At 27.9% G+C, this 15006-nt stretch carries 19 protein-coding genes and 1 pseudogene; 9 read left to right on the top strand and 11 right to left on the bottom strand.

Annotation, left to right across the window (positions count from 1 at the left end):
- From AJ936_RS06720 to AJ936_RS06710, 3 genes and pseudogenes are all read left to right on the top strand, one after another.
- The coding region (locus AJ936_RS06720) for a methyl-accepting chemotaxis protein (protein WP_032600453.1) at window positions 1-255 on the top strand (255 nt) is incomplete at its 5' end.
- Between the two features lie 80 nt (window positions 256-335).
- Window positions 336-1055, top strand: coding sequence for a class I SAM-dependent methyltransferase (locus AJ936_RS06715; RefSeq protein WP_070274229.1), 720 nt, complete (start codon window positions 336-338; stop codon window positions 1053-1055).
- A 55-nt stretch (window positions 1056-1110) separates the two neighbouring features.
- Window positions 1111-1325: pseudogene (locus AJ936_RS06710) on the top strand (hypothetical protein).
- 30 nt (window positions 1326-1355) lie between these two features.
- Here the strand turns inward: AJ936_RS06710 and pyrC are convergent.
- The 4 genes from pyrC to eptC are packed head-to-tail and all read right to left on the bottom strand — an operon-like array spanning window position 1356 to window position 4483.
- Complete coding sequence (gene pyrC / locus AJ936_RS06705) at window positions 1356-2363, bottom strand: dihydroorotase (RefSeq protein WP_053872855.1); 1008 nt, start codon at window positions 2361-2363, stop codon at window positions 1356-1358.
- Window positions 2353-2598: a replication/maintenance protein RepL gene (locus AJ936_RS06700; RefSeq protein ID WP_002861043.1), complete on the bottom strand. Its 246-nt coding sequence runs from the start codon at window positions 2596-2598 to the stop codon at window positions 2353-2355. The genes pyrC and AJ936_RS06700 overlap by 11 nt, the downstream gene beginning before the upstream one ends.
- Window positions 2595-2951: a diacylglycerol kinase gene (locus tag AJ936_RS06695; RefSeq protein WP_002861042.1), complete on the bottom strand. Its 357-nt coding sequence runs from the start codon at window positions 2949-2951 to the stop codon at window positions 2595-2597. The genes AJ936_RS06700 and AJ936_RS06695 overlap by 4 nt, the downstream gene beginning before the upstream one ends.
- Window positions 2948-4483 (bottom strand): lipid A/FlgG phosphoethanolamine transferase EptC, encoded by a 1536-nt coding sequence (gene eptC, locus AJ936_RS06690; protein ID WP_053872856.1) that lies wholly within the window; start codon window positions 4481-4483, stop codon window positions 2948-2950. Before eptC ends, AJ936_RS06695 begins: the two co-directional genes overlap by 4 nt.
- Window positions 4484-4600: 117 nt before the next feature.
- Here eptC and AJ936_RS06685 point away from each other — a divergent pair, with 117 nt between their 5' ends.
- On the top strand, window positions 4601-5359 hold the full coding sequence (locus AJ936_RS06685; RefSeq protein ID WP_002869154.1) for an exodeoxyribonuclease III: 759 nt from the start codon (window positions 4601-4603) through the stop codon (window positions 5357-5359).
- 19 nt (window positions 5360-5378) lie between these two features.
- Here the strand turns inward: AJ936_RS06685 and AJ936_RS06680 are convergent, their stop codons facing one another.
- The 3 genes from AJ936_RS06680 to moaC are packed head-to-tail and all read right to left on the bottom strand — an operon-like array spanning window position 5379 to window position 7243.
- Window positions 5379-6539, bottom strand: coding sequence for a hypothetical protein (locus AJ936_RS06680; protein ID WP_079860920.1), 1161 nt, complete (start codon window positions 6537-6539; stop codon window positions 5379-5381).
- Window positions 6529-6792, bottom strand: coding sequence for a DUF493 domain-containing protein (locus tag AJ936_RS06675; RefSeq protein WP_053872749.1), 264 nt, complete (start codon window positions 6790-6792; stop codon window positions 6529-6531). The genes AJ936_RS06680 and AJ936_RS06675 overlap by 11 nt, the downstream gene beginning before the upstream one ends.
- Complete coding sequence (gene moaC / locus AJ936_RS06670; protein WP_070210160.1) at window positions 6770-7243, bottom strand: cyclic pyranopterin monophosphate synthase MoaC; 474 nt, start codon at window positions 7241-7243, stop codon at window positions 6770-6772. Before moaC ends, AJ936_RS06675 begins: the two co-directional genes overlap by 23 nt.
- A gap of 92 nt (window positions 7244-7335) precedes the next feature.
- Here moaC and AJ936_RS06665 point away from each other — a divergent pair, with 92 nt between their 5' ends.
- Window positions 7336-7491: a highly acidic protein gene (locus AJ936_RS06665; RefSeq protein WP_070274227.1), complete on the top strand. Its 156-nt coding sequence runs from the start codon at window positions 7336-7338 to the stop codon at window positions 7489-7491.
- 61 nt (window positions 7492-7552) lie between these two features.
- Here AJ936_RS06665 and cheQ read toward each other — a convergent pair whose 3' ends face one another.
- Together cheQ and cheP are read right to left on the bottom strand one after the other, a co-directional pair.
- The gene (gene cheQ / locus AJ936_RS06660; protein WP_079264411.1) at window positions 7553-8032 is read right to left on the bottom strand and encodes a cheVAW transcriptional regulator CheQ; all 480 of its coding nucleotides are present in this window, start codon (window positions 8030-8032) and stop codon (window positions 7553-7555) included.
- Window positions 8033-8059: 27 nt separating this feature from the next.
- Window positions 8060-8923, bottom strand: coding sequence for a cheVAW transcriptional regulator CheP (gene cheP / locus AJ936_RS06655; protein WP_002880896.1), 864 nt, complete (start codon window positions 8921-8923; stop codon window positions 8060-8062).
- 184 nt (window positions 8924-9107) lie between these two features.
- Between cheP and AJ936_RS10775 the strand changes: the two genes are divergently transcribed.
- Complete coding sequence (locus AJ936_RS10775; protein WP_002880897.1) at window positions 9108-11084, top strand: methyl-accepting chemotaxis protein; 1977 nt, start codon at window positions 9108-9110, stop codon at window positions 11082-11084.
- A 51-nt stretch (window positions 11085-11135) separates the two neighbouring features.
- Here the strand turns inward: AJ936_RS10775 and rplT are convergent, their stop codons facing one another.
- Both rplT and rpmI read right to left on the bottom strand, forming a co-directional pair.
- Window positions 11136-11489 (bottom strand): 50S ribosomal protein L20, encoded by a 354-nt coding sequence (gene rplT / locus AJ936_RS06640; RefSeq protein ID WP_002880898.1) that lies wholly within the window; start codon window positions 11487-11489, stop codon window positions 11136-11138.
- A 94-nt stretch (window positions 11490-11583) separates the two neighbouring features.
- Window positions 11584-11775, bottom strand: coding sequence for a 50S ribosomal protein L35 (gene rpmI, locus AJ936_RS06635; RefSeq protein WP_002777995.1), 192 nt, complete (start codon window positions 11773-11775; stop codon window positions 11584-11586).
- 157 nt (window positions 11776-11932) lie between these two features.
- Here rpmI and AJ936_RS06630 point away from each other — a divergent pair, with 157 nt between their 5' ends.
- The 3 genes from AJ936_RS06630 to AJ936_RS06620 all read left to right on the top strand — a co-directional run bounded on the left by AJ936_RS06630 (window position 11933) and on the right by AJ936_RS06620 (window position 14998).
- Window positions 11933-13099: a hypothetical protein gene (locus AJ936_RS06630; RefSeq protein ID WP_070274226.1), complete on the top strand. Its 1167-nt coding sequence runs from the start codon at window positions 11933-11935 to the stop codon at window positions 13097-13099.
- Between the two features lie 138 nt (window positions 13100-13237).
- The gene (locus AJ936_RS06625) at window positions 13238-13639 is read left to right on the top strand and encodes a hemerythrin domain-containing protein (RefSeq protein ID WP_002870652.1); all 402 of its coding nucleotides are present in this window, start codon (window positions 13238-13240) and stop codon (window positions 13637-13639) included.
- 177 nt (window positions 13640-13816) lie between these two features.
- Window positions 13817-14998, top strand: a complete 1182-nt coding sequence (locus AJ936_RS06620) for a NifS family cysteine desulfurase (protein ID WP_002870653.1) — start codon at window positions 13817-13819, stop codon at window positions 14996-14998.
- Window positions 14999-15006 lie beyond the last annotated feature (8 nt).

Here is a 15006-nt window from a genome sequence, read left to right as displayed (position 1 = left end):
CTAGCTGAGAGAACTCAAAAGTCTTTATCTGAAATAGAAGCTAATACTAATTTACTTGTTCAATCTATCAATGATATGGCAGAAAGTATTAAAGAACAAACTGCAGGTATTACTCAAATCAATGATAGCGTAGCACAAATTGATCAAACTACTAAAGATAATGTTGAAATTGCTAATGAATCAGCTATTATTTCTAGTACAGTAAGTGATATAGCTAATAATATCTTAGAAGATGTTAAGAAGAAGAGGTTTTAATTAGTCATTCAAGCCCAAAAAAAGGGCTTGAATTTTAAAAATTTATGCTATGATTTTATATATTTTATCAAGGAAAATATATGAATTTATGGGATAAAAAAGCCAAAACTTACACAAGATATCAAAACACTTTAAATACGATACAAAAGCAAACTTTTGAATATTTCCAAAATTTAAAGATTTCTTTTCAAAATAAAAGCATTATAGATATAGGATGTGGAACTGGAGTTTGGACTTTACACTTAGCTAAAGAAGCTAAAGAAATTTTAGCTCTAGATAGTGCAAATGCTATGCTTGAAATTTTACAAGAAGATGCTAAAAAACTAAATCTTAACAATATAAAATGCGAAAATTTGAGCTTTGAAACTTGGATGCAAAACAATCCTAATGCTAAATTTGATCTTGCATTTTTAAGCATGTCTCCTGCTTTACAAAATGAAAAAGATTATGTAAATTTCTTAAATCTAGCTAAAATAAAAATTTATCTTGGTTGGGCTGATTATAGAAAAAGTGATTTTTTAGATCCGATTTTTAAATATTTTAATACCGAATTCAAAGGTTTTTGTAAAAAAGATTTAGAAAGTTATTTGCTAGAAAAAAATATATTTTTTCATAAGATTGTTTTTGATGAAACACGCAAAGTTCAAAGAACGAAAGAAGAGGCTATAGAAAATGCTCTATGGCATTTAAGTATGAACAAAATCACAGCTTCTAAAGAAACTGTAAGTTCTTTTGTTGAAAATGATATTATTGAAACTATAGAATCTAAAATAAAACTTTTAATTATAAATAACTTATAAAAACATTAAGCTTATATTTATTACAATTTCACCGATTATTTTAAAGGAGTTTTTAATGGTTAAAAATTTAATCATCAAATTTGGACGCTTGATTCTTGATGCAATTGCAGCAATAAGTTTTGTTGTAGCTTTGCTTTATTCTCTTTTTATGATGTTTAGTATTGGATTTCTAGCTGGTTTATTGTCACTGATAGTCAGTTTTATTGCTTTATTTTTAAGCTTCTTTGTGATCTATCTTGTTATAGATATCAGAGATACTCTTGTAAATAAAGCTTAAATTTTCCATCTTAAAGGTGGAAATCAATGTTTTAATTGAAATTTTAAAATTTCTCCAGCCATATAAGGCACAACTTGATTGTATTTATCTTCATAAACATTTGGCACTTGCCATTCTTGTTTTTCTAAAGTGATAATTTTGTCATTTTCAAATTTAAGATTATGGATTTTACAAGCATTATCCGAAATAAATTTTTGTAAATTTGTTTCATTTGAATGTTTTTCAAAAAGTTCAACTAATACAGGTAAAATCACTGGGGCGCTAAATACACCTGCGGCACAACCGTAACATTCTTTAGTGTGCAATGGATGAGGCGCGCTATCACTTCCAAACATAACTTTTTCATAACCACTAAAGGCAAGCTCACAAAGTGCTTCTTTATCTTCGTAACGCTTGGCTATAGGCTTACAAAAAAGATGAGGATTCATTTTACCTCCGATAACATCATCTAAAGTGATGATTAAATGATGTAAAGTGATTGTCGCATATAAATTTTCATAATCTTTTAAAAGTTCACATAAAGTTTTAGTGGTAATATGCTCCATAACAATCTTAAGTCGTGGAAAATGTTTGGCTAATTTTTCATAAATTTTAGCAAAATTACTTTCCCTGTCCATTACAAAATCATTTGTTTCACCATGCACTAGCAAAGGAATATTTAAATCACTCATAGCCTCTAAAGTAGGTTTTAAATACTCTATATCAAAACTTGAAACTCCACCATTTGAATTTGTTGTAATTCCTGCTGGATAAAGCTTAATGCCAAAAATTTCATCTTTGGCAATTTGAAGAAATTTCTCATCATAATTTTTAAAAAAAAGCGTCATTAAAGGAGTGAAATTTTCATCTTTACAAGCCTTAAGGATACGCATTTTATAAGCTTTTAGATCTTCTAAATTGCAAAGCGGAGGGATTAAATTTGGCATAATCACAGCTGCACAAAAATCTCTTGCACTAAAAGGTGCGATAAGTTCTAACATTTGATTATCTCTTAAATGCAAATGCATATCTAAAGGATTTTTAAGTATCATTTTTATCTCCTATATTTAGCTGATAAAATCCATTCTTAAGGCGCTTAAAAAGCTTTTTTTCTTCTAAAAATTTAAAAGTAGCAATGATAGTGGGTTTGCTTTGATGTAATTTTTCTTCAAGCTCACTAATTTTAATCATAATAAAACCATTTTCATCGGCATTTTCACATAAAAATTTTAACAATTCAAAACGCTTTTTTCCTAAAATTTCTCGTATTAAATTTTCAAATTTCATAAGTAAATATTATATAAAATAAAGCCCCAAACAAAAAGAGCTAAAAGCACGCTAAAAAACACTGCCGCACTCGCACAATCTTTAGCGATTTTTGCCTTTTCGTGCCATTCATTAGTAACTAAATCAACACAAGCTTCAATAGCCGAATTTAAAGCTTCTATAATTAAGATAAGCATTAAAACACTTACCAATAACAAATGTTCCAAAAAACTAACTTTTAAGAAAAAACTAAAAACTATCGCAGGGATAATAATGCAAAGTTCAATTCTAAACGCCATTTCATTTTTAAATAAAGTAAAAATCCCTTCTAAAGCATATCTTGCGTTATTTAAAAAATGATATTTAGGCTTCATGGATTTGCCTTAAGTTTAGGATTTAATAAATCATATTCTGGTTCATAAACACTTGTTTTTACATCAAAATATCCTAAAAGAGTGCTAAAAAGATTATCTTGAGAAAGTTTTAAACCTTTATGTTCTTTAGCTAAATTCATTAATTTTTCATCATTGCTCCAAAAAATAGCAGGAATATGAGTTTGATAACTTGGCGCTATAGCATAAGGCATACCATGAAGATAAATATCATTTTCGCCCAAACTTTCACCATGATCTGAAAGATAGAACAAAGAACTTTCATAATCTTTTTGTTCTTTTAATAGTTTTATAATCTCACTTAAAAGATAGTCTGTGTAAAGTAAAGTATTGTCATAAGTATTGATTAAAGCCTTACTATCACATTTTGAAAGTTCATTGGTATCACAAGTTGGAGTAAATTTTTTAAACTCATTTGGATAGCGTTTATAATAAGTTGGCCCATGAGAACCTTGCAAATGAAGAACTATTATATTTTGATCACTCAAATGATTTAATTTTTCTTTAAAAGGGACGAGTAAATTTTCATCCAAATCACTAGAAAGCTTTTGTTTATAAGCTAATCTATCACAAACTCCTTTACAACCACCAGAATTATTATCAAACCATGTAACATCTACACCTGTTTTATAAAGTATATCCATAACATTTTCTTGAAATTCTGAACTCGAATAATCTCTACGCTTGGATATAGAAAACATACAAGGTAAACTTACCGCTGTTGCTGTTCCGCATGATGAAAAATTATCAAAAAAGATTACACTATCTTTTTTAGTGTAGAAATTGGTATCATTTTTAGCATATCCACCCAAAGAATAATTTGCCGCTCTAGCAGTTTCCCCCACTACCAAAACTAGAAGTTTTTTAGTGTGGTTATTTTCTCTATAAGCATCATTAGCTATAGTTTTAAATTCTGGTTTAACTTTTACAAAACGAACATAATAGCGATATACGGCATAAAATTGATAAAAAGGAATATTATACATTCTTATTTCATTATAGTTTCTAAAAAAAGGTATGAAAGTTTTACTTAAAGGGATTAAAACTGCACTAACCACAATCAAACCTGATATTATATTGATAATTTTAATTTTTATATGAAATTTAAAACTACCATAATCAATTTTCACTTTAACAACATAAAAAGCCAACAACAAAGCCAAAACAATAAATAAAATTAATTTTAAATTTAACAAATCTTTTACTTCTTTAATATCTGTTTGAACAACATTTTGTATCATATCAGAGTCTATAAGCACCCCATAAAAACTAATAAAGTAAACACTTAAAAAAGATGATATTATAAAGAATATAGAGAAAAATTTAGTAAAAAATTTCATAAAAAGTAAAGAGAGAATTGCATGAACTAGTGCAAAATAGACCACAATGAAAACAAAAGTTATAAACCAATTTTGATTGTTTTTTTCATACACAAACTCAAATAAATTAAAATTTAATATTGCAATCATTAAAGAATTTAAGAAAGTAAACCAAAACCAAGTTAATCTAAGCATATAAATCCCACCTTCAAATTTAAGATTTTAATTCTATTAAATTTGTTTAAATAGATTGTAGTTTTAAATCTTTTTATGCTATGATTTACACTTTTAATGAAAATTTTAAGGAAAATAATGAAACTACTTTCATGGAATGTCAATGGCTTAAGGGCTATTTGTGATAAAAATGCACTTGATTGGATAGCACAAGAAAAAATTGATTTTATAGGTTTTCAAGAAATCAAAGCACATGAAGATAAATTTCCTAAAAAAATTTATGAATATCCTTTTAAACACATGTATTTTAATTCTGCTAAAAGAGCGGGATATTCTGGGGTAATGAGTCTTTGTAATTTTGATAGCGAAGTAAAAAAATGTGAATTTTTTGATGATGAAGAAGGCAGGGTTTTAGAACACCGCTTTAAAAATATCGCACTTTTTAATATCTATTTTCCAAATGGTCAAAAAGATGAAGAGCGTTTAAATTTTAAGATGAAATTTTATGCAGATTTTTTAGTGTATTTAGATAAGCTTTTAAAAGATGGGTTTGAAATTATCATTTGTGGTGATGTTAATACCGCTCATAAAGAAATCGATCTTACCCATCCAAAAGCCAATGCCAATACTTCAGGTTTTTTACCTATAGAAAGAGCTTGGATTGATGATTTGCTAAAACTTGGTTTTATAGATACTTTTAGAGAAATTAATGGCGAAATCAAAGAAAAATACTCGTGGTGGAGCTATAGAATGAAAGCAAGAGAAAGAAATGTGGGTTGGAGGATCGATTATTTTTTCATTTCAAAGGGTTTAAAAGATAAACTTAAAAACGCTTTCATAAGAGATGATATTTTTGGCTCTGATCACGCACCTGTAGGCATAGAAATAGATATTTAATATCCCAAAAAATGGGATATTATTTTTTGACAAATTTTTTTGCTTTTTCCCAAAGTCTTACACCGAGCTTTTTAGCTTTTTTGGAATTTAAATCTTTGTATTTTTCACTAGCAATTTTTTCTAATTCAAAAATTTCTTGTTTAAAATGATTTAATTTTATTTGAGTAAGTTTGTTAAAATCATTAATCTTTGGATTTCTCTTAATATCATTTAAAACTAATATTAGTTGTTCTCTACTTTCACTCGCAAGACGTCTAAATTTAGCAAAAAGATTATCAAGTTCATGTTCTAGCAAATTCTCAACTATACTCCTACAAGGATCATTTTGCAGTTGAATCTCTTTTTTTAAAAGAGCAATAAAATCATCTTCTATACCTATTAGTTCTTTGCTTTTTAAACTAACATCTTCTTCAAAATTTGCATAAGTTAATGAAGCTTTAAATTTTTCCATTGCTAAAACAATACCATCTCTTGTGCCTTTAATCACACCTAAACAAAGATCTTTTGCATAAGCCATAGATTCATTAGCTATTTCAAAAGCGGTATTTAAAATAATACTTGAAATTTGTAAAATTCTTTCTTTTTCAAAATGAGCTTCACAAATGGCATTATATACGAGATTTTTAGCTATTTCGCTACTTGTAAGTTCTATATCTTCAGCCTTTTCTAATGTGGTTAAAAAAGCACTTTCAGCAGTTTCTTTTAAAATTCCAAGCATTTCTATATCAAATAAAATAGCATCATTTAAACCACCGCTAAATTCATTACAAAAAGAACATTCTTGTAAAATACTCTCGAATTCAAAAAAATTATCACTGATTTGATTTTTAATCAAATTCTTTTGATTTTCAATCTGTTTGTTTAATAATTCAGCTTCACTAATATACTCATAAAGCGAATTTTGAGCATCTGCGACACTTGCTTTTACGAGAGCCTTAATAACCTTTGAAACATTTTCATCGTCACAAAAATTAAGTTTTTTCAAAATAGTTAAAAATTCAACCAAAAGAGAATTCAAAACTTTTTTTGTTTCATGAGGATTATGTGAAATTTGCTTATATGCAAGATTAAAACTCAAGTCTTCAAGTAAATCACTTGCTTCATCTTTACCGAGATTTGATAAAGAATTTTCAAAAATAATTAAAGTATTTTTCATTTTTCCTTCTTTCTTAAAGTACAAATTTTGCTTTAGCTTTTAATCTATCAAATATATCCAAACGATCTTTTTTGCTATCAACATAAACATTTAATAAATAACTTTGATATTTTCCACTCGCACTTGAATTCGAATACTCAAATTTATATTCTCTTTGACCTAAAATTTCTTGAAAAATTTCACTTGCCCTAACATGCACCTCAAAAATCACCTTATAATCCCAAAAAGTAGGATAATTGATCTGAGGTTCTTTTTTAAGATCGCACAAATTTACCACTTTTGCCTCCTTCTTTGCTTTCAAGCACTATATCCGTAATCCTCATTGATTTATCTACAGCCTTGATCATATCATATATAGTTAAAAGTCCTATACTAACCCCACTTAAAGCTTCCATTTCAACCCCTGTTTTACCTTCACACTTAACTGTTACAATAAGCTTAAATGCACATTCTTTAACAAATTCCACAATATCAGTTTCAACTTTAGAAAGCATTAAAGGATGGCACATAGGAATAATTTCACTTGTTTTTTTAGCCCCTATTATAGCCGCAATAATAGCTGTTTGAAGAACAGGACCTTTTTTTGCGGTATTGTTTTTAATTACATCAAAAGCTTCTTGACTCATATATATCATACCACTAGCTGTGGCTATTCTTGAAGTAATATTTTTATCGCTTACATCTACCATTTTAGGATGATTTTTTTCATCTAAATGACTTAATTTCATAAATTCACCTTTTAAAAAATTATAAAAATTATAGCAAAACCAAACAAATTTAAGATAAAATAAACTTTGTATTTTTATTTAAGGAGAAAACAATGGCTTATGAAGATGAAGAAGATTTAAATTACGATGATTATGAAAACAAAGATGAAGAATATCCACAAAATCACCATAAAAATTATAATTACGATGATGATGATTATGAATACGATGATGATAACAATGATGATGATTTTTATGAGATGGATTAAAATACAAAATTTTCATCTTTAAATTACAAGCAATGTCTTCACAGGGCTTGTAATTTATATCTTAATAATACCCAACGCACATACTCTCAGTGATTTTAATACGCTTTTCAAAAGGGGCTGGACTAAAAAAATGGCATTTTTCTATATAAATATGCTGATGATAATTTAGCCCTAAAAAATCATAAAATTTTTTTAGATTAACAAATTTAATCCCACAAATCTCCTTAAGCTCTAAAAGTTTATAAATAGAAGAATTATTTTTTTCCACTAAATGAGACGGGGCTAATCCAGTAAAAGAACAAAAAGCACTTGCCAATACAAAACCATTTAAATCACTACATTGCCTTAAAGCTTGCTGATGTTTTTCTAAAATGCAATTTCTATGTAAAAATATAATTCTTGTTCCTTGATATCTACCTATTTCTACATTTTTCCAAAATTTATAAGCATTTTTTGAAATTCCAGCAAAACGATGAAATTCAGCGTTTAAAATATAGTGATCTAAAAATTCATTAGGAGGCAAGATTAAACTTTTCATCACTACAATTTAGAGCCCTAAAAGAGCTCTTTAATCTTCTTTGTTTAAATTTTCCTTAGCTTTGCTAGGAAGCTTAGATAAAAGATTATTTAAATCAAAATTAATTCCTTGAGTTTTTGCCTCTTCAAGTAAAGCAACTGCAGCTTTTGCGTTAAATGGAGAAGAGCCATCATGTGGAGCAAAAAGATGATCTGTTATTGCTAGAGCATAAGCGGATTTTTTCACTTCTTCGCGAGCAGCGTGAGGAGTGCGAACAAAACATATACTTTCAATCAAAACATCATCAAAATTCCAACGATGCAATAAAAATCCCAAGAAAGAAATATGATCTACACCTAAAAATTCATTCTCCGCTAAAGCAATATTTTCAATTTTAGTTTCATTTAAAAAAGTTAAAAATTCTTTCTCTCTGTGATTTTGTATAAGAAAATTTGAAAAAATAACAATGCCAAGTCTTAAAAGCATTGCACAAGGAACTAAAAGATGAGAAAGTTTTTTATCTTCATCATTGAGCCAATTTGTGATAAAAGTTGCCTCTTCGTTGCAATTTCTTAAAAAAACTTGAGTATCCAAACCATATGGTGAAACATCTATTTTAAAACTATCTTTAATGGAATCAGCCGTAACTATATTGATGATATTACCAACGCCTAATAAAGTAATCACTTGATTTATGGTTGTAATTTCTCTTGTAAAACCGTAATAAGGAGAATTTGCTAATTGCAAAAGCTTAGCCGTCATCAACGGATCACTTGAAATTATTTCAGCAACTTTCATGGTTTCTATATTTGAATTAGCCTCGCTCACATATTTTCTTAACTTACTTACAGTATCAGGCAAAGGTGGCAAAACTTCGACGCTTTTTAATAAAAGCTCGTTCATATCTCCGATCATATTTAATACATCCTTATTTAATATTCAATGTTCTTCATAGATTTACAATTATATCTAAAATTTAATTTACTTATTGCATTTTTTTATTACTTAAGGTATAATAAAATTACAAATAAATACTGAATTTATGGTATTTTGATTTAGTTAACTAGTAATTAAAAATAGTTTTAATGGAGTTAAATTGATGTTTTTTAATTTTAAAAATAAAAGCTCAACAAAAAAAGAAGAAAGTAAAAAAGTTTTAGAAGCTCTATATCTTCAAGAAAATGAACTTGAAGAAAAATTAAAAAAAATAAATATCAAGCCAAAATTAATCATAGGCTTTGCATCATATCAACTTAATCTAGCGATCATAGGAAATAAGATTCAAAATTCTATAAATGAGCAATGCGATATCATCTTAAGCAGTGCTACTGATTTATTATGCAACCTTGATTCTAACTCAAACATTGAAAACAGTCCCTATAAACAAAATATCCAAGGAATAAGTTTGATGCTTTTTAGTGAGGATATGATAGAAAATCTTTGCACAAATAAAATCAAGCTTTTTAGCAATATAAAAGATTATACAGAAAGAAAAAAACTGATAGAAAAAGAAGTTTTATCTATAAATATACCTTTTGAAGCACACTACACAAATACTTTGCATTATTTAATTTATGATGGTTTAAGTCAAAGCGAAAGTTCTCTTTTAGAACTTTTATACAAACACAACCCCTATCCTTGTGCTTTAGTAGGGGGTGGATCTAGTGGAAATATGGACTTTAGCGGAACATTTATATTTTATAATGGAGAAATATTAAAAAATCAAGCTTTAAGCATACATGTCCAATTTAAACCTAAATACCGTTTTGATTTAATGAAGTCTCAAAATTTTAATCCTCAAAGCAATATCACCTTTACCATACTTGATGCAAGCTTATATGATAGGACGGTACGTGAATTTATTGATAAAAAAACCTTTCAATCCATCAACGCGGTTGAAGCTTTATGCAATTATTTTAACTGTACTTTTGAAGAACTTAAAAATAAAATGCAAGAATATACTTTTGCTTTAAAAATTGGAGAAGACTATCTTATTTCCCCTATGGAAATCAACCCAGATAAAACATTATTTAGTTATTGTGATATAGAAAGCGCTCAAGAATTAAGCTTGCTTAAAAAAACAAATTTTATTGAAGCCATAAAAAAAGATTACGAAAAATTTTCTCTTAATAAACCAAAACCACTAGGAGCAATTTTTAATGATTGTATCTTAAGAAGACTTCACAACAAAGAACATTTAAATCAAATCCATTTTAATGATTTTCCTATAGTTGGTTTTTCTAGTTTTGGGGAAATTTATGGAGTGGGAATTGCAAAAAGTTTAGTGGCAATATTTTTTTATGAAGTTGAAAATTTTAATGATTTCAAACCTAGATATTTAAAAACTTTCATACAAAAATACAGCGATTTTAAATACTATTATCTTAATATAAGAGCTCAAAAACTAGAAATGACAAATGAGATTAATAAAATAATTTTAAATCAACTCAAACAAAATACATCAGAAATTGATAAAAATACAAGTATATTTAAAGAAATTTTTGAAGAACTTGAAAATATAAGAAGAAGTCTTACAACTATTAGTGAAAGTTTTACCAATTTCACTAACTACTTAGAATACAACCTTTACCAAAGCGAAGAAAAAATGAATTTAGAAAAAGAAGTGCAATCTTCTTTGAAAAATATAGATCAATTAAATAGTATTTTAGATCTTATTTCAGGGATTGCTGAACAAACTAGCCTTTTATCTTTAAATGCAGGTATAGAAGCTGCTAGAGCTGGAAAACTTGGTCGTGGATTTGCAGTTGTAGCTGATGAAGTTAGAAAACTTTCAGAAAATACCCAAATGGGTCTAGGTGAAATGGAAGGAGCTATTAAATTAGTTATTCAGACCATACAATCCATTGCAAAAAGTTCCAATTCTAGTACTGAAGAAATGAATTTTATAAGGGATAAATCCAATGAATTTTCCAAAATCATTTCAAATCTTATAAATTCAGGTAAAGAAATTTCAGATAAATTAGAACAAAGAAGCAATGTCAGCGAAGATTTTGAAAAAAATGTAAATCAACTCAAATGTTATGAAGATGTTCTAGCTAAATTAAATCAATATTAAAAAAATAAGAATTTCAAGAATCAAAAATCTTGAAATTCTTACACTAAAAAATTAAAGTGCTTTTTTTGCAGCCTCTGCAATTTTTGCAAAAGCAGCAGCATCATTCATAGCTAAATCTGCCAGAATTTTTCTATCAAGTTCAATGCCTGCTTTTTTGAGACCATTGATAAATCTTGAATAACTTAAATTATTAAGCCTACAAGCAGCATTGATACGCACAATCCAAAGACGACGGAAGTCTCTTTTTTTGCGGCGTCTATCACGATAAGCATAGACTAGACTTCTTTCTAATTGTTCTTTTGCTTTTCTAAAATGTTTGCGGCGTCCACTATAAAAACCACGCGCTAATTTTAAAACTTTTTTATGTCTACGGCGTCTAACAACACCTGTTTTTACTCTTGCCATTTTTATTTCCTTTCATAAAGTGGCGTCCAAATTTGGAGCTTGCCCTTGAAATTTTATTTCAAAAGGGGAGTTTGAATGACTTTTAGTCAAAAACTTAAATTCCTAGCATTTTTTCAACAGCTTTTACATTTGTGCTATGCACATATTTAGCTGTGCGAAGATCACGCATTCTTTTTGCAGGTTTTTTAGTCAAAATATGACTTCTAAAAGCTGAGCCTCTTTTGATTTTATTTTTACCTACTTTGAAGCGTTTAACTGCGCTTTTAACGCTTTTCATCTTTGGCATACGCTTTCCTTATTTAGATAAATTTTTATTTTTCAAATTAAAAGAAAATCTAAATACTATCAAATTTTTTCTAATTTTTGACTGAATTTAATTTTTAAAAAAACTTGGCACACCTTTTGCTTATAAAAAAATCAGCAATATTTTGGAAAGATTTAAAATGACTATAAATTCGGCAAATCCGTATCAAAATTTAACCTTATCTAATCCTTTACAGAATAGCTCTGCTTTAAATTTGATTAAAGATAGCAAAGCTTTAGAACAAGAAGGAAATGAAAATAGCTTAGAACAATTAAGTTATATTTTTAATAATACCACTTATGCTAGTGAATTTGGATTTAGAATCAATAAAGAAGGTTTTTTTGATAAAGATTTAAATAAAATTGCGAATATACCAGAATCTTATGATATCAATATTAAAAGCGTTAGAAGCATAGCAAAAGAACTCGCGAAACAAGATGAAATTTTAAATTATAATAAAATTGATCTACCTTATCTTTTAAATAGCTATTATAGTTCATTAAAATCTATAAATTCAGAATTTTTACAAGATGATAATGCTTATTTAAGTCGCGATTTTATTTCAAAACTATCATCAGGTTTTTCAACAGATAATGGAGAATTTTTGGGCCAAATTTCAAGAATTTATAACAATCAAGAAGAAATTGATTTAGCATTAAGCAATATTACAAATTTAAATACCTTAATGTTAGATAACAAAATAACTAATTTTCATTTTAATAAAGCCATAGAGAATACTTCTTCTAATGAAATTTTAAAACCTTATTTAACTAAAAACGCAGAAGTATCAAAATCTGGTCTTTTAATGAATTTTATATACCATGATATAAAAACCCAAAATGAAAAAGAATTTAACTTTTTTATGAAACCTGTCACTCTAGAACTGAGCTCTCATCAAAATTTACAAAAAATTCTTAAAGGCGAAATGGATATAGAAGATTACATTAAAAAAGAAAATGAAAAAAAGATGAGTTTTGATCTTTATCTTTATGTTAATGGTATAGATAAAAAAACAAGTACTCAAGACAAACTATCTGTATTTTTTCAACAATATATTAACTACCAAAAAGATATGGATTTAAGAGAATTTGCAAATTCAAGCTCAATATTTCAAATTTATATCGATCAAAATCGCAATGATTTTGATACTATTAAAAAACAATATCAAAACCAAGGTCAAGACACGCAAAGATTAGAAGAAGTAAATCAACTACGTTCTAGCTCTATAGAAAATTTTCTAGATCGTCGCCAAAAACAAGCAAATATAAATAAAATTCTAAACTCTTATATGTCTGTGATGATTTAAAATAATTTTTATAAAAAATATATAAATTATAAATATTTCAATAATAATAATTTTTATATGAGTAATTAATAAAATTTTAAGTATAATAACATTATAATTCGCTCCCGAAAAAATATAAATATAAAAGCACTCAAAACCATGATTTATAATGAAAAAATTATTTCAATGAATAATGATCTTTTAGATCATCAGCATAAAGAACTTTTTGAAATTTCTAAAAAACTCTCTTTAATGAGCCAACGTCATGTTGAAACAAAAGAATTAAAAATTGTCTTAAGAGAGTTGTTGATAATGATCAATAGACATTTTTCAGATGAAGAAGCCTTTATGAGAGAAATAGAATATCCTTATATCAACCATCATACAAGAATTCACAGAAAAATTATCTTAGAAATTGAAGAAATTATCATCAGTGAAGCTAAATTTGTAAATATAATGATTGAAAAGCTAGATCTCGTTGTTCAAGATTTTATCTTTAATCATACAGTCAAAGAAGATTCAAAAATAGTAAAGTATTACGAAGAAAAATTTAAGAAATAGTATTTCTCATTTTTACTATATAAAATTCACAAAATATTTCACTTTAAAATTTTACTTTAACATTTTATTTTTGTTATAATTTTTAACCTAATTTTTATAAATTTTTGTTATTATCCGTTTTCGAATAAAGATAAAAAATATCCTAATTAAAGTTAAGGATAAATTAAGGATTTTAAAGTGAAAGTATATTTAGATAACAATGCAACGACGATGCTTGATCCTAATGCTTATGAGTTGATGCTACCTTTTTTAAAGGATATGTATGGAAATCCAAATAGCCTTCATCAATATGGAAGCACAACACATCCTGCTTTAAGAGAAGCTTTGGACAAACTTTATGCAGGGCTTGGAGCAAATGACTTAGATGATATAGTTGTAACATCCTGTGCAACAGAAAGCATTAACTGGGTGCTTAAGGGTGTGTATTTTGATCATATTTTAGATAAGGAACGCAATGAAGTGATTATTTCTAGTGTAGAACACCCTGCTGTTACTGCTGCTGCTTATTTTTTAAAAAGTCTTGGAGTAAAAGTCATAGAACTCCCTGTAAATGAAGAAGGGGTTTCTACTGTAGAAGATTTACGTAAAGTGATTAGCGATAAAACAGCACTTGTAAGTGTTATGTGGGCAAATAATGAAACAGGTATGATTTTTGATATTAAAGCGATGGCGGAACTTGCACATGAATTTGGTGCTCTTTTTCATACAGATGCTACTCAAGCAGTAGGTAAAATAAAGGTTAATTTAACTCAAGTAGGAGTTGATTTTGCTTCATTTTCGGCACATAAATTTCATGGACCAAAGGGTGTGGGTGGACTTTTTATAAAAAAAGGACTTAAACTTACTCCACTTTTACACGGTGGAGAACACATGGGTGGCCGTAGAAGTGGAACTTTAAATGTGCCTTATATAGTAGCTATGGGCGAGGCTTTGCGTATTGCAAATACTATGCTTGATTTTGAAGATTCTCATATACGCCGTTTAAGAGATAAACTAGAAGATCAAATTTTAGCCTTGCCTGATACAACAGTGGTTGGAAAAAGGGAACACCGTGTGCCTAATACAATCTTAGCAAGTATTAAAGGTGTTGAAGGCGAAGCAATGCTTTGGGATTTAAATAAAAATGGTATAGCTGCAAGTACGGGATCAGCCTGTGCAAGTGAAGCTTTAGAAAGCAATCCTATTATGGAAGCTATCGGTGCGGAGCATGATTTAGCGCATACAGCTTTAAGACTTTCTTTGTCACGTTTTAACACTGAAGAAGAAATTGATTATGCAGCAAAACAAATTAAAAATGCAACACAGAGATTAAGAGCAATTTCTTGTACTTATGCTTATAATCCAAATAATTACAAATAAGGATGGAA

The sequence above is a fragment of the Campylobacter sp. BCW_6877 genome, assembly GCF_001762445.1.
Classification (GTDB): Bacteria; Campylobacterota; Campylobacteria; order Campylobacterales; family Campylobacteraceae; genus Campylobacter_D; species Campylobacter_D jejuni.
Note: the sequence above shows the minus strand (reverse complement) of the source record. Positions and strands in the feature narration are given on the sequence as shown.

Bases quoted from the DNA above. Each gene is read 5' to 3' on its own strand.
- AJ936_RS06695 (WP_002861042.1), bottom strand. From the start codon at position 2,951: ATGAAGCCTAAATATCATTTTTTAAATAACGCAAGATATGCTTTAGAA.
- pyrC (WP_053872855.1), bottom strand. From the start codon at position 2,363: ATGATACTTAAAAATCCTTTAGATATGCATTTGCATTTAAGAGATAAT.
- AJ936_RS06625 (WP_002870652.1), top strand. From the start codon at position 13,238: ATGATTTATAATGAAAAAATTATTTCAATGAATAATGATCTTTTAGAT.
- AJ936_RS06665 (WP_070274227.1), top strand. From the start codon at position 7,336: ATGGCTTATGAAGATGAAGAAGATTTAAATTACGATGATTATGAAAAC.
- rpmI (WP_002777995.1), bottom strand. From the start codon at position 11,775: ATGCCAAAGATGAAAAGCGTTAAAAGCGCAGTTAAACGCTTCAAAGTA.
- AJ936_RS06685 (WP_002869154.1), top strand. From the start codon at position 4,601: ATGAAACTACTTTCATGGAATGTCAATGGCTTAAGGGCTATTTGTGAT.
- AJ936_RS06630 (WP_070274226.1), top strand. From the start codon at position 11,933: ATGACTATAAATTCGGCAAATCCGTATCAAAATTTAACCTTATCTAAT.
- AJ936_RS10775 (WP_002880897.1), top strand. From the start codon at position 9,108: ATGTTTTTTAATTTTAAAAATAAAAGCTCAACAAAAAAAGAAGAAAGT.
- AJ936_RS06700 (WP_002861043.1), bottom strand. From the start codon at position 2,598: ATGAAATTTGAAAATTTAATACGAGAAATTTTAGGAAAAAAGCGTTTT.
- moaC (WP_070210160.1), bottom strand. From the start codon at position 7,243: ATGAAATTAAGTCATTTAGATGAAAAAAATCATCCTAAAATGGTAGAT.
- cheP (WP_002880896.1), bottom strand. From the start codon at position 8,923: ATGATCGGAGATATGAACGAGCTTTTATTAAAAAGCGTCGAAGTTTTG.
- AJ936_RS06715 (WP_070274229.1), top strand. From the start codon at position 336: ATGAATTTATGGGATAAAAAAGCCAAAACTTACACAAGATATCAAAAC.
- rplT (WP_002880898.1), bottom strand. From the start codon at position 11,489: ATGGCAAGAGTAAAAACAGGTGTTGTTAGACGCCGTAGACATAAAAAA.
- eptC (WP_053872856.1), bottom strand. From the start codon at position 4,483: ATGCTTAGATTAACTTGGTTTTGGTTTACTTTCTTAAATTCTTTAATG.